19 protein-coding genes are annotated in these 21,698 nt (G+C 73.2%); 9 read left to right on the forward strand and 10 right to left on the reverse strand.

Features of this window, described 5'->3' with window-relative positions; translation table 11 throughout:
• Positions 1-40: 40 nt before the first annotated feature.
• Together ABGB17_RS21575 and ABGB17_RS21580 are read right to left on the reverse strand one after the other, a co-directional pair.
• Entirely contained in the window at positions 41-1,528 is a 1,488-nt protein-coding gene (locus ABGB17_RS21575) for an AMP-binding protein (RefSeq protein WP_347632286.1), read from the reverse strand.
• A gap of 169 nt (positions 1,529-1,697) precedes the next feature.
• Positions 1,698-2,390, reverse strand: coding sequence for a CBS domain-containing protein (locus tag ABGB17_RS21580; RefSeq protein WP_347632288.1), 693 nt, complete (start codon positions 2,388-2,390; stop codon positions 1,698-1,700).
• Positions 2,391-2,602: 212 nt separating this feature from the next.
• Between ABGB17_RS21580 and ABGB17_RS21585 the strand changes: the two genes are divergently transcribed.
• Entirely contained in the window at positions 2,603-3,088 is a 486-nt protein-coding gene (locus ABGB17_RS21585) for a CBS domain-containing protein (RefSeq protein WP_347632290.1), read from the forward strand.
• Positions 3,089-3,142: 54 nt separating this feature from the next.
• Here ABGB17_RS21585 and ABGB17_RS21590 read toward each other — a convergent pair whose 3' ends face one another.
• Positions 3,143-3,838: a CBS domain-containing protein gene (locus ABGB17_RS21590; RefSeq protein ID WP_347632292.1), complete on the reverse strand. Its 696-nt coding sequence runs from the start codon at positions 3,836-3,838 to the stop codon at positions 3,143-3,145.
• A 70-nt stretch (positions 3,839-3,908) separates the two neighbouring features.
• Entirely contained in the window at positions 3,909-4,838 is a 930-nt protein-coding gene (locus tag ABGB17_RS21595) for a nitroreductase family protein (protein ID WP_347632294.1), read from the reverse strand.
• A 189-nt stretch (positions 4,839-5,027) separates the two neighbouring features.
• Between ABGB17_RS21595 and ABGB17_RS21600 the strand changes: the two genes are divergently transcribed.
• Positions 5,028-5,984 carry a hypothetical protein gene (locus ABGB17_RS21600; protein WP_347632296.1) on the forward strand — a complete coding sequence of 319 codons (957 nt, stop codon included), beginning with the start codon at positions 5,028-5,030 and terminating at the stop codon, positions 5,982-5,984.
• Positions 5,985-6,026: 42 nt separating this feature from the next.
• Here ABGB17_RS21600 and ABGB17_RS21605 read toward each other — a convergent pair whose 3' ends face one another.
• The gene (locus ABGB17_RS21605; RefSeq protein ID WP_347632298.1) at positions 6,027-9,281 is read right to left on the reverse strand and encodes an amidase family protein; all 3,255 of its coding nucleotides are present in this window, start codon (positions 9,279-9,281) and stop codon (positions 6,027-6,029) included.
• 159 nt (positions 9,282-9,440) lie between these two features.
• Here ABGB17_RS21605 and ABGB17_RS21610 point away from each other — a divergent pair, with 159 nt between their 5' ends.
• Complete coding sequence (locus ABGB17_RS21610) at positions 9,441-10,193, forward strand: ABC transporter permease (protein WP_347632300.1); 753 nt, start codon at positions 9,441-9,443, stop codon at positions 10,191-10,193.
• Between the two features lie 2 nt (positions 10,194-10,195).
• On the opposite strand, the gene ABGB17_RS21615 is transcribed toward ABGB17_RS21610, so the two are convergent.
• Both ABGB17_RS21615 and ABGB17_RS21620 read right to left on the reverse strand, forming a co-directional pair.
• Complete coding sequence (locus ABGB17_RS21615; RefSeq protein ID WP_347632302.1) at positions 10,196-11,014, reverse strand: MEDS domain-containing protein; 819 nt, start codon at positions 11,012-11,014, stop codon at positions 10,196-10,198.
• Positions 11,015-11,093: 79 nt separating this feature from the next.
• A complete protein-coding gene (locus ABGB17_RS21620) occupies positions 11,094-12,152 on the reverse strand; it encodes a hypothetical protein (RefSeq protein WP_347632304.1) in 1,059 nt (352 codons plus the stop codon).
• A 235-nt stretch (positions 12,153-12,387) separates the two neighbouring features.
• Here ABGB17_RS21620 and ABGB17_RS21625 point away from each other — a divergent pair, with 235 nt between their 5' ends.
• Entirely contained in the window at positions 12,388-12,810 is a 423-nt protein-coding gene (locus ABGB17_RS21625) for a pyridoxamine 5'-phosphate oxidase family protein (RefSeq protein WP_347632306.1), read from the forward strand.
• On the opposite strand, the gene ABGB17_RS21630 is transcribed toward ABGB17_RS21625, so the two are convergent.
• Positions 12,785-14,473: a GAF domain-containing sensor histidine kinase gene (locus tag ABGB17_RS21630; RefSeq protein ID WP_347632308.1), complete on the reverse strand. Its 1,689-nt coding sequence runs from the start codon at positions 14,471-14,473 to the stop codon at positions 12,785-12,787. The genes ABGB17_RS21625 and ABGB17_RS21630 overlap by 26 nt on opposite strands.
• 78 nt (positions 14,474-14,551) lie before the next feature.
• Complete coding sequence (locus ABGB17_RS21635) at positions 14,552-15,019, reverse strand: pyridoxamine 5'-phosphate oxidase family protein (protein WP_347632310.1); 468 nt, start codon at positions 15,017-15,019, stop codon at positions 14,552-14,554.
• 265 nt (positions 15,020-15,284) lie between these two features.
• Between ABGB17_RS21635 and ABGB17_RS21640 the strand changes: the two genes are divergently transcribed.
• The 5 genes from ABGB17_RS21640 (at position 15,285) to ABGB17_RS21660 (ending at position 20,757) form a co-directional block, all read left to right on the forward strand.
• Positions 15,285-15,839 (forward strand): hypothetical protein, encoded by a 555-nt coding sequence (locus tag ABGB17_RS21640; protein ID WP_347632312.1) that lies wholly within the window; start codon positions 15,285-15,287, stop codon positions 15,837-15,839.
• A 71-nt stretch (positions 15,840-15,910) separates the two neighbouring features.
• Positions 15,911-16,429 carry a flavodoxin domain-containing protein gene (locus ABGB17_RS21645; RefSeq protein WP_347632314.1) on the forward strand — a complete coding sequence of 173 codons (519 nt, stop codon included), beginning with the start codon at positions 15,911-15,913 and terminating at the stop codon, positions 16,427-16,429.
• A gap of 68 nt (positions 16,430-16,497) precedes the next feature.
• On the forward strand, positions 16,498-17,058 hold the full coding sequence (locus ABGB17_RS21650) for a hypothetical protein (RefSeq protein ID WP_347632316.1): 561 nt from the start codon (positions 16,498-16,500) through the stop codon (positions 17,056-17,058).
• A 10-nt stretch (positions 17,059-17,068) separates the two neighbouring features.
• A complete protein-coding gene (locus tag ABGB17_RS21655; RefSeq protein WP_347632318.1) occupies positions 17,069-17,572 on the forward strand; it encodes a universal stress protein in 504 nt (167 codons plus the stop codon).
• Between the two features lie 26 nt (positions 17,573-17,598).
• Positions 17,599-20,757 (forward strand): cation-translocating P-type ATPase, encoded by a 3,159-nt coding sequence (locus ABGB17_RS21660; protein WP_347632320.1) that lies wholly within the window; start codon positions 17,599-17,601, stop codon positions 20,755-20,757.
• Positions 20,758-21,204: 447 nt separating this feature from the next.
• Here the strand turns inward: ABGB17_RS21660 and ABGB17_RS21665 are convergent, their stop codons facing one another.
• Positions 21,205-21,624 carry an Hsp20/alpha crystallin family protein gene (locus ABGB17_RS21665; protein ID WP_347632322.1) on the reverse strand — a complete coding sequence of 140 codons (420 nt, stop codon included), beginning with the start codon at positions 21,622-21,624 and terminating at the stop codon, positions 21,205-21,207.
• Positions 21,625-21,698 lie beyond the last annotated feature (74 nt).

Consider the following 21,698-nt stretch of genomic DNA (forward strand, 5'->3'; position numbering starts at 1 on the left):
TCTCTGTTCCGCTCGCTGGCCGCCGGAGCCGCCAGGGGTTCTACGGTGCGGCCGGTGACGCGCGGTCGAGCAGGTCGAGGAGCCGGGGCTTCACGACTTTCCCCACGTGGTTCTTCGGCAGCTCGGGAAGGAACAGCAGGCGGCTCGGCACCTCGTGCCCCGCGAGGCGGTCCAGCAGGAACGTCCGCAGGTCGGCCGCGGTGACCGGGGAACGGGTGACGACGGCGGCGGCGGTCACCTTGCCGAGCACCGGGTGGGGCACACCCACCACGGCGGCCTCGGCGACCGCCGGGTGCTCGTACAGCGCGGCCTCCACCTGGAGCGTGGACACCTTGTGCGCGCCGGACTTGATGACGTCGCTCTCGCGGTCCACGAGGTAGAGGTAGCCGTCGGCGTCCAGGTAGCCGATGTCGCCCATGCGCACCCAGCCGTCCTGGAAGGTCGCGCCGGTCAGCCGCCGGTCGCCGTAGTAGGCGCGGGTCCCGGCGGGGGAGCGCAGCCAGACCTCGCCCTGCTCGCCGGTCGCCGCCGGGGCGCCGTCCGCTTTGACGATCTTGAGGTCGCTGCCGGACGAGGGCCGCCCCACCGACGCGGGCCGCGTCAGGTCCACGATCATCGTGGTCTGCGCCGGGGCCGCCTCGGTGGAGGTGTAGTAGTTGACGATCGTCGCCTTGGGGAACGCCCTCGCCATGCCCGCGGCGACGGCGGGCGGCAGGCTCGCCGCCGTGGAGCCGAGCAGCCGCACGCTCGACAGGTCGTGCCGCTCGTGCACCCGGGCGTTGAGCAGCTCGATGGCCATGGCGGGCACCACGAACACCGTGCCCACCCCGTACGCCTCGATCAGCTTGGCGAAGCGCCCCGGCGTGAAACGCGGCAGGGTCAGCGCGGCCGGGCTGGCGTCCAGCGCGTTGACCAGCATGGTCTGCCCGGCGTTGCTGCCGATGGGGAACGCGTGCAGGAAGTGCTTGGAGTGCGCGAGCTTGCGCCGCCGAGGATCGGTGGTGACGCCGTACGCGAGGTTGGCGTGTGTGGCACCCACCCCCTTGGCGCGCCCCGTCGTGCCGGAGGTGTAGATGATCTGCGCCAGCCCGCTCGCCCCGGGCTCACGCTCCACCGCCTGCGCGTCCTCGCCTAGCTCGGACGGCGTGGCGCGCCATTCGCCCACCTCGGGCGGCTCGACGCCGGCGCCGTGCAGGACGGCCGTCACCGCGCAGTCCGTGAGCGCGTGCCGGATCTCCGCCGGTGCCAGCCGGTCGGACAGCGGCACGGCGACACAGCCCGCCCGCATGACGCCGCACCACATCACAGCGAGGTCGATCCAGTCCCGCTCCCCGAACACCAGCCCTACCCGGCCTCCGGTGTCCACCCCACGCTCGATCAGCGCACGCGCCACCCCGTCGGCCCGCCGATCCCACTCCCCGAACGAGATCTCCCCGACGTCGGCCACCACCAGGGCGGGCCGCCCGGGGTCCTCCGCCGCTCGGCGCCGGAGCAGGCGGGGGAGCGTGACCCGGTGGTTCCCAGTCACCACAACACGTCACCGAAAAATTTCGACAAAATGACCAACTCCGCATGATCCGTGCCGAAGTTGCCAGTCAACTGTGATTTAGGTCATCCCTGAACTCACAGGAAGAATAGGCATAGCGACTGCGACACGGCAGCGAAACATGAAAACTTCTGCGTCGAAAGGTTTCGGGTCAGCGGGGCCGCCACGACGACAGGTCGTCCTCCTCCCAGCCGAGCCGGTTCACGACGTCCACCACGCCGTTGACACGCGCGGCCATGCGGGCGGCCAGTTCCGCGCCGCTGCGGGTACGCGTGTGGCCGGTGAGGGTCACGACGCCATCGTCTGCGGCGACGGCCACGGTGTCCGCGGCCAGCCACCGGGCCGGCGCGAGGACCTTCTCCCTGATCTCGGTCTCCAGGTCGCGGTCGTCCCGCACGAACAGGCGCAGCAGGTCGCTCCTGCTGACGATGCCGGCGAGACGGCCGTCGTCCCCGACCACGAGCAGGCGCTTGACGCCCCGCTCGTCCATCATCCGCACGGCCCGCACCACGGAGGTGTCCGGCCGGACGGTGACGGCCGGCGCCGTCATCAGGTCGGCGGCCGTCAGCGCCTCGGCCTTGCGGCGCGCCGCCGTCCCGGTCGCGTAGCCGCCCCATGCCCGGCCGGGCGCCTCGTAGAACTCGCGGTAGTACAGCTCCCGGAACTCCTCCTTGCGCAGCAGGTCCGCCTCGGAGACGACGCCGGCGACGGCACCGCCGGCGTCCACGACGGGCACCGCGCTGATCGCGTGGTCGACCAGGGTGCGGGCGACCTGCTTGAAGGTCATCGCGGTGGGCACGGACACCACGTCGCGGGTCATCATGTCACGCACGTTCGAGCACATGGATCCTCCTCATCGCCCGCTGGGGACGGGCGGGCGAGCTCCGTGTCCCCACCGTGCGCCCGGAGGTGGTGGGTGCGGCAGGGGCGAACGTCGGTCCGAAGGTCCCGTGACCGGGGGACCTTCGGCGGGGGCGGGCGGGCGTGCCCGCGTGGTGCGATGGAAGAGGAGAAGTCCAGCATCGCTCGCCGTCCGTGCGAGCCGGAGGAGGAGCCATGACCACGTTCACCGCGGCCGACGTCATGAGCCGGGACGTCGTCACGGTCACCCCGGAGGAGTCGCCCCTCATGGCGTGGGAGCTGATGCGCCGCGCCGAGGTCCACCACATCCCGGTCATCGGTGAGGACCAGCGGCTGTACGGCATCCTCACCCTGGAGACCCTCGCGATGGAATGGCAGGGCTCACCGGGGGACATGGCGCGCCGCCAGGTCCGCGACCTGCTGCCGTACGGCCGGTTGCCGCGCGTCCTGTGCCAGGACCCCCTCGACGTCGTGGCCGCCGCGATGCTGGACGCCCGCCTCGACGCGGTGCCCGTCGTGGACGAGCACGGACGCGTCGCCGGCCTCGTCACGTCGGTCGACGTCCTCAGGGCGGTCGCCGGGCGGGTCACCCCCACCGCGGTGGAGAGCGACGTCCACCCCGTGCTGTTCCGGCTGCAGCCCGTGCTGCCCCTGCCGCTCACACCGACCGAGCGCGCCTGAACACGATCGATCGCCGGCCCGCCGGGTTGCCCCGGCGGGCCGGTCGTGTCAGGGTCAGGCGCCGCGCCATTCGGGGTCCTCGTTCGCCCAGGTGATCTCGTTGACGACGTCCACCACGCCGTTGAGGCGGGCGACGACGCGGGCGACGATGTCGGCCTCGCCCCGGTAGGTGATGGTGCCGCGCAGGCGGACGACGCCGTGGTCGACGTCGACCTGGATGTCGCCGGTGTTCATCAGGACGTACTTGCCGAGGATGTCGCCGCGTATCTCGGCGGCGATGTCGGCGTCGGGGCGGGTGAAGACCTTGAGCAGGTCGTGGCGGCTCACGATGCCGACCAGGCGGCCCTCCTCGTCGACGACGGGCAGCCGTTTGACGTCGTGCTCGTCCATGAGCCGGGCGGCCCGCACGACCGTCGAGGTGGGGCGTACGGTCAGCGCGGGGGCCGTCATCACGTCGGCGGCGGTGTGGCCGCGTGCCTTCACGGCCACGCCGCCCTGCCCGTTCACGCGGTGGCGCAGGCGGGTGCGCAGCGGGGGCCGGTACTCCTCGCGGTAGAACTGGTCGCGGAACTCCTCCTTGCGGAGCAGGTCCATCTCTGAGACCACGCCGATGACGTGGCGGTCGGAGTCCACGACCGGGACTCCGCTGACGCCGCGCGAGACGAGGATTTCGGCGATGTCCTTGAGGGGGGCGAAACTGTCGACGAAGGCGACGTCGCCGGTCATGACCTTGTCCACTGTGGTGCGCATGGTGTTTCCTCCTGGCCTGCGCGGGTGGCTGGGAACAGCGGTGCTCGTGCCGGGCGGCGTGGCGGGACCCTCAGACATGACGGGTCTCCAGTTCGGTCGCGGGGCGGCGAGGAGCGCGGGGGACGGGCGGGCCGTAGCCCAGCCTGATGATCATCTGAGGGTGGCCGCGGCGGTGGCGCGGATCGGTGCGCCTGCGCATGTCGCGCAGGTCGAGCGGCTGGTTGAGGAACGAGGCCGACAGACCGTGGACGGTGGCGGTGAGCAGCACACGCTGGAGCGCCTGACCCGCGCGCAGCCAGTCGGCGGGGCGGTCGCCCGGGGTGGTGAGGACGGCGAGCCACGGGCGGGGCTCGAAGGGGGCGGTCCTCGCGCGCTCGCCGAAGAGCCGCGTCACGGGCGGGTCGCCCGCCGGGGCGGGGCCCCTGACGTACGCCGGCAACGCCCAGCGGGCGAGTTCGGCGAGGTAGGGAGTGTCGAGGGACAGTTCCTCCTCGGCCAGGGCGGCGTAGTCGAGCATGTCGGTGGCGGCCGGGCCGTCCAGCGGCACCAGGCAGGCGCCCTCGCGGCTCGCCGCGATCCTCAGCTCGGCCACGACCGCGGGCGGGACCGGGGCGCCGTCGAACGGCTCCCGGTTGGTGCGGCGGGCCGGGATCGCGTCGTACAGGCGGCACTCCTGCGGCGTGGCGGGCTCGGCGCGCGTCATCTCCACCACGGCCAGGGGACGGGGCTCCACCGCGGGCCGCAGGGTGACCAGGGGACGGTAACCGGCGCGCCTGATCGCCAGGCGCAGGTTGAACAGGGCCGCGCCGCAGCTCACGCACAGGGAACGGCCGCGCGGGTCGCTCACGGCGAGGCGGCGTTCCGGGTCGCCGTACATCTCCAAGGTGTCCCGGCGCGTGACGCGGAAACGCCATGGCTGGGTGTTCTGCACCGACGGTGCCTCCCCGGCCGCGACGAGCAGCCGCCGGACGCCGAGATCGGTGGCGAGAGGAGCGATCATGGCACGGCCTCCTTCAGACCCTCTGCGGCCAGCCTCCCGCCGCCCGGCCCCCCGGAGCAGAGGCGGACGTCTCGTGGTGAAGGGACCTTCGTCAAACGGGTAGGCGGCAATACCCTAGGGGGGTAGGGTGTGAGGCATGGGAAACCCGGCGGAAGGCGGCGAGATGCGACACGACGGAAAGGGCGGCTCATGAGCACCCCGGCGAAACTGGCCGCGTGCGTCCTCGGCCTCGCCCTGATCTTCGGCGGCACGTTCTGGGCCGGACGGCTGGCGGGCCCGCCGGCGCCGACCGGGGACGGCGGAGGCCACGCGGCGGCGGAAGGCGGCCACGGCGAGCCGGAGGACCGGGCGGCGGAGCCCGCGGAGCGGCCCGGAGAGGCGGCGGTGCCTGCGGGGCTGCAGGTGTCGCAGGACGGGTACACGTTGTCGCCGCTGGACACCCGGCTGACGGCCGGTGAGGCGCGGGACCTGCGGTTCACCGTGACAGGGCCGGACGGGCGGCCCGTGACGGCGTACCGGGTGGAGCACGGCAAGAAGCTGCACCTGATCGTGGTGCCACGTGACCTCGGGGAATTTCAGCACCTGCACCCGGAGCTCGGGGCGGACGGGGTGTGGTCGGTGCCGCTGACGGTGCCGGCGCCGGGGGCGTACCGGATGTTCGCCGACTTCGTGCCCGAGGGCGGCGCGGGGCTCACGCTCGGGGCCGACCTCTACGCGGCGGGCGACTACCGGCCCGTGACGCCGCCGGCGACCGGCCGCACCGTGACCGTGGACGGCTACACCGTCACCCTGGACGGCGACCTGACGGCGGGCCGGACGAGCAGGCTCACCTTGACGGTGAGCAGGGACGGCAAGCCGGTCACCGACCTGGAGCCGTACCTCGAGGCGTACGGCCACCTCGTGGTGCTGCGTGGCGGCGATCTGGCGTACCTGCACGTCCACCCGGCGGGCGCGCCGGGCGACGGGCGTACGCGGCCGGGACCCGCCGTCGTGTTCGACGCCGAGGTGCCGAGCGGCGGCTCCTACCGCCTGTTCCTGGACTTCAAGCACAAGGGCGCCGTCCGCACCGCGGCCTTCACGGCGCGGACGGACGGCGTCCCGGCGGTGCCCGCGGCCCCGGAGGAGTCCGGAGGCCACGGGCACTGACAGGCACTGACAGGTGAGGGCGCGGGGCCCGCGCCCTCGTGATCAGTGGTGGGAGCGGAGGTCGAGCAGGCGGTCGCCGGGGTGGCACAGCTCGCCGGTGAAGAACGTGCTGCCGGGGACGCAGCGCCACATGCTCGGGTTGGTGAAGCTCGGCGCGAGGCGGACGTTCGCCGCCTGCTCCAAGGCGTAGGCGCCGGCGAGGAGGGTGCTCTCGCTGAACGCCGTGCCGACGAAGGTGACGCCGATCGGGTTGTGGCCGGCGGAGCTCGCGGTGGCGCCGTAGCCGGCGGGGACCGTCAGCGCCGGGTAGCCCCCGCGGTCGGCGTACCCGACGAGCGCGTTGCCGGTGGGCACCAGGACGGCGTCGAAGTCGTCGGACTTGTCGTCAGGCGTCCCGTTGGCGAGGATGCCGTCGATCACCGCGCGGTTGGACGCCTTGCCCGCCTCCAGGTCGGCCTGGTACGCGGCGCCGGTGGCGGGGTCGGCCAGGTCGATCGCCTGGGCGGCGAGGAGCTGGCCCTGCTGGTACTTGAGTCCCTCCACGGGGTTGGCGCTGTTGTAGTCGATGACGGCCTGCAACGACCGGGCCCCCTGGCCGCGCCGGACGCCGGCGAGGTAGGCGTCGAGGTCCCGCTTGAACTCGCTCGGCACGACGCTCGCCGGGTCGGGGCTCGGCGTGCCCACCGTCACCTGGGTGGTGGCCGCGCCGAGTGACCGCAGGGCCGTCACCACGGTGGGGTACGGCTCGGCGGTGCTCGCCACGACGGCGATCTTCTTGCCCTGGAGGCCGGTCGTGGACAGGCCCGCGGTGTAGTCCTTGACGGGCGCGCCCTTGGTGGCCGGGTCGGCCGGGTCGGGCCCGGCGATCGCGGTCAGCGCGGCCGCCGCGTCGAACACGCTGCGGGTGATCGGACCCGGCGCGTCCTGCGACCGGGCGACGGGCAGCACGCCGGTGCGGCTGACCAGGCCGACCGTCGGCTTCAGCCCGACGACGCCCGCGGCGTCGGCGGGGGCGAGGAGCTGCGCGGAGTCGGGCGACGTCTCCATGCCGACGGTCAGCGCCGCGAGCCCGGAGGCCGTCGCCGCCGCCGAACCGGCGGACGAGCCGGCCGGGGTCTTGTCGGTGTCGGACGGCAGCAGCACCTGGCCGGCCAGCGAGGAGTACCCCTTCGGCAGGTTCGCGTCGAAGACGCCGTTCAGCTCGGTGATGTTGGTCTTGCCGAGGATGATCGCCCCCGCGGCCCTCAGCTTCGCCACCACCGTCGAGTCGCGGTTCGGCCGCAGGTCCTGCAGCGCGACGGAACCGCCCGTCGTCGGCAGCGAGTCCACGTCGAAGCCGTCGTTGAGCAGCACCGGCAGGCCGTACAGCGGGCCGCGGGCCGGCTTGCGGCCCCACGTGTCCCTCTTGTCGCGCTCCTTGTCGATCACCCTGGCCTCCTTGAGGACGTCCGGGTTGATCGAGCGCACGGCCTGCGTGGCGGGCCCGTCGGCGTTGGTCAGCGCGATCCGGTACAGGTACGCCCTGACCAGGTCCTCCGAGCTCAGCCGGCCCGCGGCGAGCCGGGTGGCGAGGCTCTGCGCCGTCTCGGTCTCCAGGGAGAACGGCAGAGGCTTCGGCGCGCGGCCGAGCAGGTCCATGACGGCGTCGTAGCCGGGGTTGCAGTGCCCCCGCTTGGCGAACGGCGGCGCGGGGACCGTGTCCGCGCAGCGGTACATGCTCGGGTTCACCGCCGAGGCCGGCTGCCGCAGGCGGGTGGCCTGCTCGATGACGTAGCCGACGCCGATCAGGTCGTACTCGCTGTAGGCGCCGCCGTGCACCTGCACGCTGACCGCGCGCCGGTGGGTGGCGGAGTAGCCCATGGGGAGGGTGATCGTGGGGTACCCGGCCTGCGGGCCGTTCGGCACGCCGCCGAGGATCGCGATGACCGGGTCGGCGGGCTTGGCCGGGTCGGAGTCGGTGTAGGTGAGCATGTCGTTGATGGCCTTGTGCCAGGCGGCCTTGCGCACCGGCAGGGTGGCCCGGTACGCGGTCTCGTTGGCGCCGCCGGGGGTGACGTCGGCGTTCAGCGCGTTGAGGTGGCTGTTGTTGCCGAACTTCAGGGCCTGCTGGGCGTTGGCCTGGTTGTCGGCCACCTCTTCGGCGAGCGACTTGATCGGCGCGTTCGGGCCGAGGCGCTTGTAGTACTCGTCGATGCTCTTGTGCTGCTCGTACCCGGCGGGCAGGCTCGGCAGCGTGGGGATCTGCACGGTGGGGCGCGGCACCATGACGGCGCCCGCGGCCGTCAGCGCGTCATAGGCGGCCTTGAGCGGGGTGCCGTCGGTGAGCGTGCCGTTGTAACCGATCTTCTTGCCGCGGACGAAGTTCAGGTCCAGGGCCTTCATGTAGTCCGGCACCGTCGCAGGCGGAGCGGGGATGACGCCGTTGGCGATGTAGTCGTCGCCGAACATCGCCTTGTACCCCGCGTCGGCCAGCGGGTCCGGCCCCGCGATGGACGCCATCGTCAGCGCCGCGTCCGACACGCTGCGCACCATCGGCCCGGCGATGTCCTGCGACGCGCTGATCGGCGCGATGCCGTACCCCGGCACGAGGCCGACGGTGGGACGCAGGCCGACGAGGCTCTGCGCGTTGGACGGGCTGATGATCGAGCCGGACGTCTCGGTGCCGATGCCGAGCGTGGACATGGCCGCGGCCATGGCGGTGCCGGTTCCGGACGAGGAACCGCTGGGGTTCTGGTCGGCGTCGACGCCGTTGAGCACCTGCCCGGTGAGGTTTCCGAAACCGGACGGCTGGTTGCCGAAGCTGTTCGCGTACTCCGAGAGGCCCACCTTGCCGAGGATCACGACGCCGCGCTCGCGCAGCTTCTTGGTGATGCCCGCGTCCGTCGCCGGATACGACCCGCGCAGCGAGTAGTTGCCCGCCGAGGTGTACATGCCGGTGACGTCGATGAGGTCCTTCAGCAGGACCGGCAGCCCGTGCGCGGGTCCGAGCACACGCCCGGACGCCCGCTGCCGGTCGGCCAGCGCGGCCTCCTTCAGCGCGTTCGCGTTGAGCTGCGTCACCGCGTTCAGCGCCGGGCCGCGCTTGTTCAGTGCCGCGATGCGGTCGATGTAGGCCTTGGTGAGCTCCACGGAGGTGAGCTGCCCCTTGGCCATCATGGTCAGGGCCTGCGCTCCGGTGAGCTTCTCCAGGTCGAGGACGGGCGGCCGGTGCGGCCGGGCCTCGGCGGCGGTGGGGGTGAGGGCGACGGTGAGGGAGAGGGTGAGGAGTGCGGTAAGGGCGAAGCGGATCTTGGGCACCACGTGGCTCCTTGGGGACCTCGGATGCCCATGACGGTATAGATCATCAGTTACGGACAAATGTCCGGAATATTCCCGAGCGGAAACCCAGGGATTTGTCGTCCGAATCGCTCGGTCCCCGGCCGTGGACGTGCCGCCACCCGGGGCAGACTTGGCGCCATGCGGTCGTCCTCCTTGATCTCCGTCACGCCGGTGCTGCCGGTGGTGCTGGTGCTGCTCGCCGTGCTGGGCGCCGCCGTGGGCGGGCTCGGCCGCCTCGGGCACGCCCGCGCCATGGTGACGGCCTGCCTGCGGGCCGCCGCGCAACTCGCCGCCGTGTCCGCGGTCATCGCCTGGGTGGTGGGCCTGCCGCCCGCCGTGGGCGGGTTCATCCTGCTCATGGCGGCTGTCGCGGCGTACACCGCCGGGCGCAGGATCACGGCAGGGCCGGCCGTCTGGTGGGCCGCGGCGCCGATCGCGGCGGGCACCGTGCCCGTGCTCGCCCTCCTCACCCTCAGCGGCGTCACCGCGACCGCCGGACTGGTGATCATCCCGGTCGCGGGCATCCTGCTCGGGGGCTGCATGACGGCCACCGCGCTCGCGGGCCGGCGTGCCGTGGACGAGCTCACGCACCGCAGGGGTGAGGTGGAGGCGGCGCTGGCCCTGGGCTTCACCGGCCGGGCCGCGGCGATGGAGATCTGCCGTCCCGCCGCCGCCCAGGCGCTGGTCCCCGCCCTCGACCAGACCAGGACCGTCGGCCTCGTCACCCTGCCCGGCGCGTACGTCGGCATGCTCCTCGGCGGGGCCGGCCCCGCCGAGGCGGGCATCGTGCAGCTCGTGGTGCTGGTGGCGCTGCTGGCCGCCGAGGCCGTGGCGACGGTGGTGACCGTCGAGCTGGTGGCCCGCGGCGTGCTGACCTGGAGACGGTCCTGACGCTACGGGGCCTCGCCGGCCACCTCGACCGTGGCGTGGTCGCCGGCGCGCAGCAGCCGGAGCAGCCCCAGATGGCGCCGGCACGTCACGACCGTGAGACGCCGGGGATGGGTGCGCGCGGTGGAGACAAGGGTCGCCATGGACCGCGCGTCCAGGAACGTCATGGCCGTGACGTCGAGGACGTCGTCCCCGGGGCCGAGGGAACCCATCAGGGCCTCCCACGCCAGGCGGTTGGAGTGGTCGGCCTCGCCGGACAGGGCGAGCCCACGTCCGTCGGAGGTCCTGCGGTGGCGCAGCCAGGCCGAGGTGTGCGGCCCGGCGGTGTGGGCGCGGCAGGCGCGGGCGATCTGCGGCTCGGAGAAGACCCGCCTGTCGTACTGGCACACGGCGGTCAGCGTGCCAGGGGTGAACAGGCTGTTGGCCCCGGCCTCGAACGCGAGGAGCGCCTCGGTGTCCACCACGTCCGGCCTGGCCCAGCTCATGTCGACCGAGACCCACAACGCGCTGAACCCGGCGGCCCGGGCGTCCCGCGCGGCGGTGGCGTAGGTGCGGCGCAGGCGGGCGGGGTCGAAACGCCCGGAGCTGAGCTGGGTCCCGCGGCTGTCGAGGACCTGCACATGGCTCTCGCGGCCGGCCGCGCGCAGGGTGCCGTCGCCGCCGAGCCGGTCACGGGCCTCTTCGATCAGGTGGACGGCGGGGAACACCATGACCAGTGCCCCCTGGCCGACGCCCTCGCGGGCGAAGTGCACGCTGGCGGAGAGGAAGGCGTCGTCGGAGCAGAAGACGCCCGCGCGATGATCTCCGCCGAGGACAGCCGGCACGCCACCACCTCCACGGCTCGCCTGCGGTCCCACCATCGTAGACATCACGCCGTCTCCGGGTAATCCGTCACGCACGTGGTCATGACATTCCGTGATCCGGCGCGCCGTTCTCCAGGGCCCTCGCGACCGCCGCCAGGTGGTGGGACAACGAATAGGCCTTCCACTGCGCGCCGCCGCCCGGCCCGGCGCACCCCAGCGCCGCCAGCTCGATGCACCTGTCCCCCCAGGAGAACGCCGGCCCGTCCCGCGGCCAGTCGGGGGACTCCCGCAGGGCGCGGCACAGGTCGTAGAAGGTGCTGTGCTTGCCGGCGGCGTCCGTCGGCCACTGGTACAGGCGCCAGTCGTCGCCGACGGTGTAGCGCAGGCTCGGGCCGAAGGGGCGTCCCTCGGGCGGCGGGCCCGGGTGGTCCACGCCGTAGTCGCCGAAACCGACCGGCCAGCGCCGGGCGGCCTCCCGCCACAGAGGTGCCTCCTTCCTGTGGATGGAACGCACCCTCCGCGGCGGGAGGGCACGCAGGTCCGCGGGCGCGGGGAACGAGCCCCCGGCGACCACGACCGACTGCCACGGCACGCCGAGGAGCAGTTCCACGGTCCAGGCGACCCCGGTGACCGCGCCGGCCGCAGAGCCGACGTACCCGCAGTCCACCACGACGTCGGCCCGCTCGGCGGCCACCCCGACGGCGTCGAGCTGCTCAAGAAGCGGCCGCACCTCGCCGAGACGGTACGCGTAGGCCCCGTCCACCCGCAGGCACACCCCCATCTGGTGCTCGGCGACCAGCCGCCGCACGTCCCCCAGGGCGCCGGGGTCGTCGCCGGGGCGGATGACGGGACGGAACGAGTGGCCGAGGTCGCCGAGGAGCGAGGCCAGCAGCGAAAGCGCCTCCCGGGGGGCCGAGCGGCCGAAGCCGCGGGCGAGCGGCGCCGTGTCGAACGCCAGGCCCACGCCGTCCGGTATGCGCCGCCCCACCTCGCCGGCGAGCCGGGCCACGCTCTGCTTGACGTCGGTGTCCCGCTCGCCCGCCTCGACCTCGATGACCGGCCGCATGTCGTCCTGATCGGCCACGTGGCTCAGCGCCTGGAACTGCGGACGGCGACCCTTCAGGATCGGCACGTACACCGTCATGACCTGGCTCTCCATGGGCCGGTGAACCCTCGCCCGGTGGAGCGGCCGTCCATCTTCCGGGGGAAGGCCGCTCACCTGGCCGGTTGTCACAACGGTGTGCTTTCGCGCCGCGAGTCGTCAATCTCCTTGCCGATAGATTCCGGGGCTCGGCCGAACACTCCATCGCGGGCGGCGCGAACAAGGCACATCGGCGGGAGGATCAGGACCATCGTCCCATCCCTGGCGCGGCTGAACAGGGGAGTCTGGATACATGAAACTGGACTCGGCCGGGTTGCGGGTGTTGTCGCGTGCGGAGTGCCTGCGCCTGCTGCGGACGACGCCCATCGGGCGGATCGTCTTCACCGACCGCGCGCTGCCGGCCGTGCAGCCGGTCAACTTCCACCTCGACGGCGAGGAGATCGTCATCCGCACGGCCGTGGGCACCAAGCTGGCCATCGCCACCCGCCGCGCCGTGGTCGCCTTCGAGGCCGACGACATCGACTGGGAGTCCCGCACAGGCTGGTCGGTCACGGTCGTCGGCCGCGCGAGGGCCGTGACCGATCCCGGGGAGATCCGGCGGCTCGAGACGCTGCCCCTCGTGCCGTGGGCGCCGGGCAGCCACGACCACTTCATCGTGATCATGGCGGAGCAGGTGTCGGGGCGCCTCATCAATCCAGAGGCACCCGCCAGGTGAGCACGGTGCCGCCGTCATCGCCTGACTCGGCGGTGAAGGTGCCCCCGAGCTGCTCGGCCCGCTCCTGAAGGTTGCGCAGCCCGCTACGCCGGCCGTCGCCGGGCAGCCCGACGCCGTTGTCCCGCACCACCAGGGTCACCTGGCCGTCGGCAACCTCGGCGGAGACGTCGGCCTTGCCGGCCTTTGCGTGCCTGACCACGTTGGACAGCGCCTCGCGCAGCACGGCGAGCAGGTGGTCGGCGATCGGCGCGGGCACGATGTTGTCGAGCCGCCCTTCCATGCGCAGCCCCGGCATGAAGCCCAGGTGGCCGCGTGCCCCCTCCACCAGGTGCACGATCTTGGCGCGCAGCCCGGGGTCGCCGCCGTCGAGCGGGGCCTGCAGGGCGAAGATCGTGGAACGGATCTGCCGGATCGTCTCGTCCAGCTCGTTGACGGCGTGCTGGACCCGGGTGGACGCCTCGGGGCGCTCCACCAGGCGCATCGCTCCCATCAGCGTCATCGCGACCGCGAAGAGACGCTGGATGACGACGTCGTGCAGGTCCTTGGCGATCCGGTCGCGCTCCTCCAGCAGGCCGAGGCGCTCGGCGTCCTGCCTGGCCTCGGCGAGCTCCAGTGCGATCGCGGCCTGACCGGCGAACGCCTGCAACATGTGCAGCATCGACTCGGTGAACGGGAACCTGCCCGACCGCTTGACCAGGGTCAGCACCCCGCGCACGGAGCCCGCCGTGCCGAGCGGCACCGCCGCCGCCGGGCCCCACTCGGACGTCACGGGCAGCCGCAGGTGGCTCGTGTCCAGATCGCTGACCATCACCGGGTCCCCGCCCGTGAAGGCCGCCCCGGGCAGCGACCCCTCAACGGGGACCTCCGTGCCGGCCTGCTCGCCGCCGCCCTCGGCGATGCGCACCCGCAGGCTCTCGCCGTCCTCGGCGGGGAACAGGATGGTGACCATGTCGGCGTCGGCCATCTCGCGCGCCCGCTGGGCCACCTGGGTGAGCACCTGCTCGGTGCCGGCGCCGGACAGCAGACTGGTGGTGATCTCGGAGGAGGCGCGCAGCCAGATCTCCCTGCGGCGGGTCTCCTCGTACAGTCGGGCGTTCTCGATGGCGACGCCGGCCGCGGTGGCCAGCGCGGTGACGACCGCCTGGTCCTCCTCGTCGAACTCGGCCCCGCCCCGCTTCTCCGTCAGGTAGAGGTTGCCGAACACCTCCGCGCGCACCCGCAGCGGCACCCCGAGGAACGACCCCATCGGGGGATGGCCGGGCGGGAAGCCGTACGACTCGGGGTGGTCGGAGATGCGTGCCAGCCGCAGCGGCTCCGGCGTCTTGATCAGCAGGCCGAGCAGGCCGAGGCCGTGCGGCCAGTGCTCGATGCGGGCGATCTCGTCCTCGCTGAGCCCCACCGGGATGAACTCGATGAGCGTGCCGCCCTCGCCCACCACCCCGAGTGCTCCGTAGCTCGCGTCGACCAGCCGGGTGGCGGTCTCCACGATGCGCCGCAGCACGGTCTCCAGCTGGAGGTCGCTGCCGATCGACACGACCGCTTCGAGCAGGGTGTGCACCCGGTCCCTTGTGGCCAGCACCGCGGACAGCCGGGTCTGCAACTCCGCCAGCAACTCGTCCAGCCGCATGCTGGGAATGAGGGAATGCGACTCAGCCGAGGTCATAGCGACATTGTGGCATCGGCTCGCCGGATATCTCATCCCGCCATGGGCGATCAGCTCACCGGCGGGCCGCGCCGGCCCTCACACGGGCCGGACGCGACGGCCGGTGACGCGCACGGGCGTGACACGAACGTAGAGGTCACGGGTGCCACCGGCCCAGGGCCGTACCGGCACGTCGGCGGTCCAGGACACCTCGTCGCCGGTCACCTGGTGGAAGGGGCCCTGGACCAGCACGCTCCAGCCCTCCTGCCGGGCGGGGTCGATCTCGTCCACCTCGAAGGCGATCTTGATGTCCACGTTCTTCATGCCCGTGCGCAGGTCACGGTCCATGACGCCGCCCGCGCGGATGCGGAACACGATCGCGCCGTCCACGACGCGGTAGTTCACCGGCAGGATCGCCGGCCCGTCGGCGGCGTTGAACGCCACCCGGCCGACCCCTCCGGGGGAGATCAGGCGCAGGCATTCCTCCGCGTCGATCTCGAGGAGCGCGGCGCCGGTGCCGTCGAGCTCATGGGTCGCGGCATCGGTGAGGTTCGCCGTCTCAGTCATCGGATCGTCCTTTCGTCTTCTCCACGCCGCTCAGTCTTCCCGGCAGGACCGGCTCCCGGCACCGCCGATGGACACCACCCGGCGGGACCTTCGGCCCTGAGGGGCCGGCCTGCGGCCGAGGCCGGTCCGAAGGCCGAAAGTCCCACGAAGAACGGGTCTTGCGGGGTGCCGGTCACGAGCACTCCTGCCCTGAGCAAAGCTCCGGCAAAGCGATGTCATTTGAGGCGTGAGAACACGGCAGCAACCGCTCTGAAAGGGGCTAACGATGGCCACCACCCAGGGACGTCACAACGTCCACACCTCCCCCGCGATCGGTTCGCAGGCGCCGGCCCCGGCGCGTGCCGTGGACTACGTCTGGGCCGTCGCCCGCATCGCCCTCGGCTGGGTCTTCCTCTGGGCCTTCCTGGACAAGCTCTTCGGCTGGGGCTTCGCGACCCCGTCCGCCAAGGCGTGGATCAACGGCGGCAGCCCCACCACCGGCTTCCTCAAGGGCACCGGTGAGAACGCGCTCGGCGGCTTCTTCTCCGGCCTGGCGGGCCAGCCGTGGGTCGACTGGCTGTTCATGCTCGGCCTGCTCGGCATCGGCGGCGCCCTCATCCTCGGCGCGGGCATCCGCGTCGCCGCCGGGGCGGGGACCCTGCTTCTGGTCCTCATGTGGGCCGCCGAGCTTCCTCTGGCGAACAACCCCTTCCTGGACGACCACCTCGTCTACGCCGTGGTGCTGATCGGCCTGGCGCTGGCCTCCGCCGGCGACACCCTCGGCATCGGCGCCTGGTGGTCGCGCACCGGCCTCGTCCAGAAGTACCCGGTACTGAAGTAGCGCTCCGGCCGCGCCGCCCGTCCCCCCGGACGGGCGGCGCGGCGTCCTCGTGTCCCTCCTGTGGAGAGGAGATGAGCGCCATGCGCGCGCTCGTCGTCTACGAATCGATGTTCGGCAACACCAAGATGATCGCCGAGGAGGTCGCACGCGGCCTCGCGGCCCACATGGTCGTCGAGATCCAGGAGGTCGGCACCGCCGCCCCTGATCTCCCCGGGGACGTCGCCCTGCTCGTCGTGGGCGGTCCCACGCACGTGTTCGGCATGACCCGCGCGAGCACCCGCCAGTCCGCCGCGCAGCAGGCGGACGGCGCGCTGGTCTCCCCCGGCAACGGTATCCGCGAGTGGCTGTCGGCCCTACGGGTGGCCACACCCGTCGCCGCCGCGGCGTTCGACACCAGGGTCCGCGCCGCGTACCTGCCGGGATCGGCCGCCAAGGCCGCCCACAAGGCGCTCCGCAGGCACGGGCTGCGCGCCGTCGGCCGCCCGATGAGTTTCTACGTCACCGGCACCAAGGGACCGCTGGAGGAGTCGGAGGAACGGCGCGCTCATGAGTGGGGCGAGTCGCTCGCCGCCGCGATGGCGATCGCATGACACGGCCCGCCCCGGCGGCACCCTCCGAGGGACGTCGCCGGGGCGGGGACGCCCCCAGGAGGTGGGTGATGAGAACCGTACGGGACCGGGTCACGAGGCGGGTACGCCTCTACCGTCCGGACCGCAACCCGCTGCGCCGCCGCTCCGACCGGTGGGAGGCGCTGGTCGTGGCGCTGGCCACCGGCCTCGTGCTTCTCGCGCTGTGGCCGGCCGCACTGGCGGGCGCCGCCGTCTACCGCGACGGCCTGCGGGCGGAGGCGTCGGGGCCGGGGATCCGTGAGCGGGTCGTCGTGACGTTGGTGGAGACGCCTGCGGGCGCGCGAGAGTGGCGCACGGACCAGGGCGTCCTGGTGACGGGCCGAGTGGCCGCCCTCACGGACGCGGCGGCGGGCACGTCGGCGATCGTGTGGATCGACGGCCACGGGGCGATCACCACACGTCCCCGCCTCCACGCCGAGGTCGTCCTTTCCGCCGTGCTGGCGGTCCTCTGGGTGGAGCTCGGCGCGATCGTCGTCGCCCTTGTCGGACACCGGATCGCCCGCCGCGCACTCGACCGCGGCCGCCACGCCCGATGGGACGCCGCCTGGGCCACGGCCGGCTCCTGGCGCCGCGGGCCGCACCGGACCTGAGGAGACGACGATGAGGAAACGGGATGTGATCGCGGTGGGACTCGACAGCTCGCCTGCCTCCGGCGCCGCGCTGCTGTGGGCGGCGGAGGAGGCCTCCCGGCGGGGCGGTGTCCTCTTCGTCGTGCACTCGTGGAACCGTCACCTCCACCCGCCGGCCCCGTACGCGCCCGTGCCGGGGCCCGAGGAGGACCACGAGGCCGGGAGGGAACTGCTGGAGCGGTCGGTGGCCGTGGTCCGCGCCCGGTTCCCCCGGCTGCCGGTCAGGACCGCGCTCAGCGGGCGACGGCCGGAGCAGGCGCTGACCGAGGTGGCCGGCGCGGATCTGCTGGTCCTGGGTTCGGCGGCCCAGCGGCCGGGGGATGGGCGCCTTGGCGCGGTCCTGCTGGCGTGCCTGCGGTGGCCGCCCTGCCCGGTGGCGGTGGTGGGGACGCCTGGGCGCCTGTCGCCTTCGGGCGGCGCGCCCGCACGCGGATCCCTCACCCCCGCCCGGCGACGCCGGATCCGGGTCCATTGACCATACGGGCGATCGGGAGGCGGGGCATGAGCACGACATCGCCGTCGGGAGCGGGGCCGATGTCTGTCGCGGCCGGGCTGGCCGCGGACGAGGCGGCGCGGCGGCACGCGGACTTCGGGCCGAACATCGTGCGCGTGCGGCGGGATCGGCATCTGCGGGACCGGCTGCTCACCCAGGTGCGGGACCCGATGATCCTGCTGCTGGTGGCCGCCGCCGTGGTCGCGTCGTCCATGGGCGACACGGTGGACGCGCTGGTCATCTCGCTCGTGATCGTGATCAACACGACCGTGGGAGTGGTGCAGGAACTGCGCGCGGCCCGCGCCATCGACGCGCTGGCGGATCTCGCCGCGCCGATGGCCAGGGTCCGGCGGGACGGCGCCGACCTGCTGGTGCCGGCGGCCGAGGTGGTCCCTGGGGACGTGATGGTGCTCACCGGCGGGGATGTGGTGGCCGCGGACGGCGAGCTGGCCGAGGCCGTTCAGGTGCAGGTGGACGAGTCGGCGCTGACCGGGGAGTCGGTGCCGGTGGACAAATCGGTCACCGGGCCGCCGGAGGACCGGCGGGTGCGTGCGGGCACGGTGATCACCCACGGCCGGGGTGCCGCCGTCGTGACGGCGATCGGCGCGGACAGCGCGCTGGGGCGGATCGCGGCGCTGCTGGCCGGTGAGAAGCCCCGCCCGACGCCTCTGCAGGCCCGGCTGGCCCGGCTCGGCCGGCTGCTGGCGCTGAGCGTGCTCGCGGCCAGCGCGATGGTCGCCGCCCTCGGTGTGCTCCGGGGCGAGCCCGTCTGGGCGATGCTGCTCGTCGGGGTGAGCGTCGCCGTGGCCGTGGTACCGGAGTCCCTGCCCGCCGTGGTGACCCTCGCGCTCGCCCTCGGCGCGCGGCGCATGGCGCAGAGATCGGCCGTGGTCCGCAACCTGCCCGCCGTGGAAACCCTCGGCACCGTCTCCGTCCTCGCCGTCGACAAGACCGGCACCCTCACAGAGGGCCGCATGGTCGCCACCCGCGTCTGGACCCCCGACGGCACCGAGTACGAGGTCACCGGCGACGGCTACGCCCCCATCGGCGACATCCGCCCCACGACCGGCGGCCCGGTGGCGGGCGGCCCGGTGACCGGCGGGTCGGTGACCGGCGTGACCGGCGGCCCGGAGGCCGGTGGGTCGGTGGAGGCGCGGGTGGGGACCGGTGGACCGGTGGAAAGGCGCGTGGGGGCCGGTGGATCGGTGGAGGGCGGTCCGGCGGGCGGTGGTGTGGTGGGGGGTGGCCCCGAAGCCGGGTGGGCCGGCGGTCTGCCGGCGTTGTTGCGGGGTGCGGTGTTGTGCAACGACGCCGATCTGGTGGCACCCGGTGAAGAGGGTGCGTGGGGGGCGGTGGGTGACCCGTTGGAGGCCGCGTTGCTGGCTCTCGCCGGGAAGGGCGGCGTGGACGGCGCAGAGTGCAGGCGTGCGTATCCGCGGGTGGGGGAGGTGCCGTTCGACAGCACGCGAAAGCGCATGATCACGGTGCATCGCCCCCCGCAGGGCGGCCGGCTCGTCATCTGCAAGGGCGCACCCGACGTCCTCGTCGCCATGATCGGGGACGCCGCCGCGGCGGCCCTGGACAAGGCGCACGAGCTCGCCGCCTCGGGATACCGGGTGCTGGCCGTGGCCGAGGCATGGACGGACCCGCGACCGGCTGACCACCGCGCCGCCGTAACCATGGACGGCGATGTCCAGTCCGCCGCCGCGGTCGTGGAGGGCGATGTCCAGTCCGCCGCCGCGGTCGTAGAGGGCGATGTCCAGCGCGCCGCCGCAACCATGGACGGTGACGACCACCCCACTGCCGCGGTCGTGGACGGCGATGGTCACTGCGCCGCCGTGGCCTTGGAAGGGGGCGGTCACCGCGAGGTCGTGGGCTCGGTGGACGGTGGTGGCCGGGAGGGCGGTGAAGTGGTGGGGGCGAGCTGGGGTGACGCCGTGGCGCGCCCCGGGCCCGTGGCCTCGGCGGAAGTCGGCCGTGGTGAGGGCGGTGATGACATGGGCTCGGGACGGGGGCAGGCCGAGCACCGCGCCGGGGTCCCGGGGGATGCGGGGGGACTGGGCGACCTGGAGCGAGGGCTGCGGATCATCGGGCTGGTGGCGGTCGTCGACCCGCCCCGGGCGCACGCCGCCGGAGCGGTCGCCGCCTGCCGGCGGGCCGGTATCCGGTTCCGGCTCATCACCGGTGACCACCCGGCCGTCGCCGCGGCGGTCGCCGAGTGGGTGGGGATACCGGTCACGGCCGCGCAGGTGCTCACCGGTCCCGAGATCGCCGCGGGTGTGCCCCCGGAGCGGCTCGCCGCCGCGCGGGTGTTCGCGCGCACGCTTCCTGAGCAGAAGCTCGATATCGTGCGCGCCCTCCAGCAGGAGGGGCACGTCGTCGCGATGACCGGTGACGGGGTGAACGACGGCCCGGCGTTGCGCCGGGCGGACATCGGGGTGGCCATGGGCCGCGGCGGCACGGAGGTGGCCCGGCAGGCCGCCGATCTGGTGCTCACCGACGACGACCTGCGCACGGTGGCGTCGGCCGTGGAGGAGGGGCGCCGCGTTTACGCCAACATCCGCCGCTTCCTGCGGTACGGGCTGAGCGGTGGTCTCGCGGAGCTGCTCGTGATGCTCGCCCTGCCGTTCATCGGGCCGGCGGTGGCGCTGCAACCGGCGCAGATCCTGTGGATCAACATGCTCACCCACGGCCTGCCCGGGGTGGCCATGGGGGCCGAGCCCGCCGACCCCGCGGCCATGCGCCGCCCCCCTCGTCCCCTCCGGCAGTCCATCCTGAGCGGCCTGCTCGGCCCCATCGCCGTGACCGGCACCGCCATCGCCCTGATCGCTGTAGGCCTCGGCGCGTGGGCGTGGTACTCCGGCGGCCCCTGGCAGAGCATGATCTTCGTGACCCTGGGCGTGGCCCAGCTCGGCGTCGCGCTCGCGGTACGCGCCCCGCGGACCCCCGGCCACCGCCGCCACATCCGCTTCCTCGACCTCGCCGTACTGGGGGCGCTGATCCTGCAGATCGCCCCCCTGTACGTGGACCCGCTGCGCCGGTTGCTGCGCGTCGAGCCACTCTCCCCCCGCGACCTCCTGCTCGCCGCCACCCTGGCCCTGATCCCCGGCACGGTCCTCGCCCTGACCCGCCACCGCGCCCGCCGCGTCCCCAAGAACCCGGCGTGAGCCGGTGAGACCCCCGCCGGGGGAATCCCGCGACACGTCCCCCTGATCGGCGGCCACACCCGCGAGTCCCGATGCGCACGGACCTGGACAGCGGGAAGGACCCCGCCCGGTGTGTCCCCGAGGGCACGGTGTGAGCCGGTGACGTTGCCGGTGGTGTGTCTTGCGTCTGGGGTGCCGGTGGGTGCGGGGGCTGGACAGTGGGTCTGCCTGGTGTGTGTCCGTGGGCACGGTGTGGGCCGGTGACGGTTGGCGGTGGTGTGTCCTGCGTCTGGGGTGCCGGTGGGTGCGGGGGCTGGACAGTGGGTTCGCCTGGTGTGTGTCCGTGGGCACGGTGTGGGCCGGTGATGTTGCCGGTGGTGTGTCCTGCGTCCGGGGGCCGGTGGGTGCGGGGGCTGGACAGGGGAAGGGCCCGTCCGTTGCCGGGCGGGCCCTTTTGGGAGAGGTGGGTCAGTGTTTTGTGGTCTTCGGCATGGTCACCGGCACGCGGGTGCCGGATTCCTTGGCTTCGGACAGTTTGACGGTGATCTCCAGGATGCCCTTGTCGTAGACGGCGGTGACGCCCTTCTCCTCGGCGGACGGGGGGAGGGTGATCGAGCGGGTCAGGCTGCCGTAGCGGAACTCGCTGCGGGAGACGTCGGTCTCCTCACGGTGCCGATCGGCGTGGATGGTCAGGACGCCGCCGCCGACGGTGACCTCGATGTCCTCCGGGGCGATGCCGGGGAGCTCCACCCGCAGGACGTACTCGCCCTCCTTGACGAAGTCCTCGAACCGCGGGCTCTGGGACGGGCGCAGCCCGAAGAAAGGTGCCTCCAGCAGGTCGAAGATCTCGGGGAAGATTCCCTTCTCCCGGCGTGTGAGCGTGCTCATCGCTCCACCTCCTTGTGGATGTGTTCGATTCCATTCGATCTCCTCGGGCGGCCGGCGCGTAGGGCCGGAGGGCC

The organism is Sphaerisporangium sp. B11E5, from assembly GCF_039871875.1.
GTDB lineage: Bacteria > Actinomycetota > Actinomycetes > Streptosporangiales > Streptosporangiaceae > Sphaerisporangium.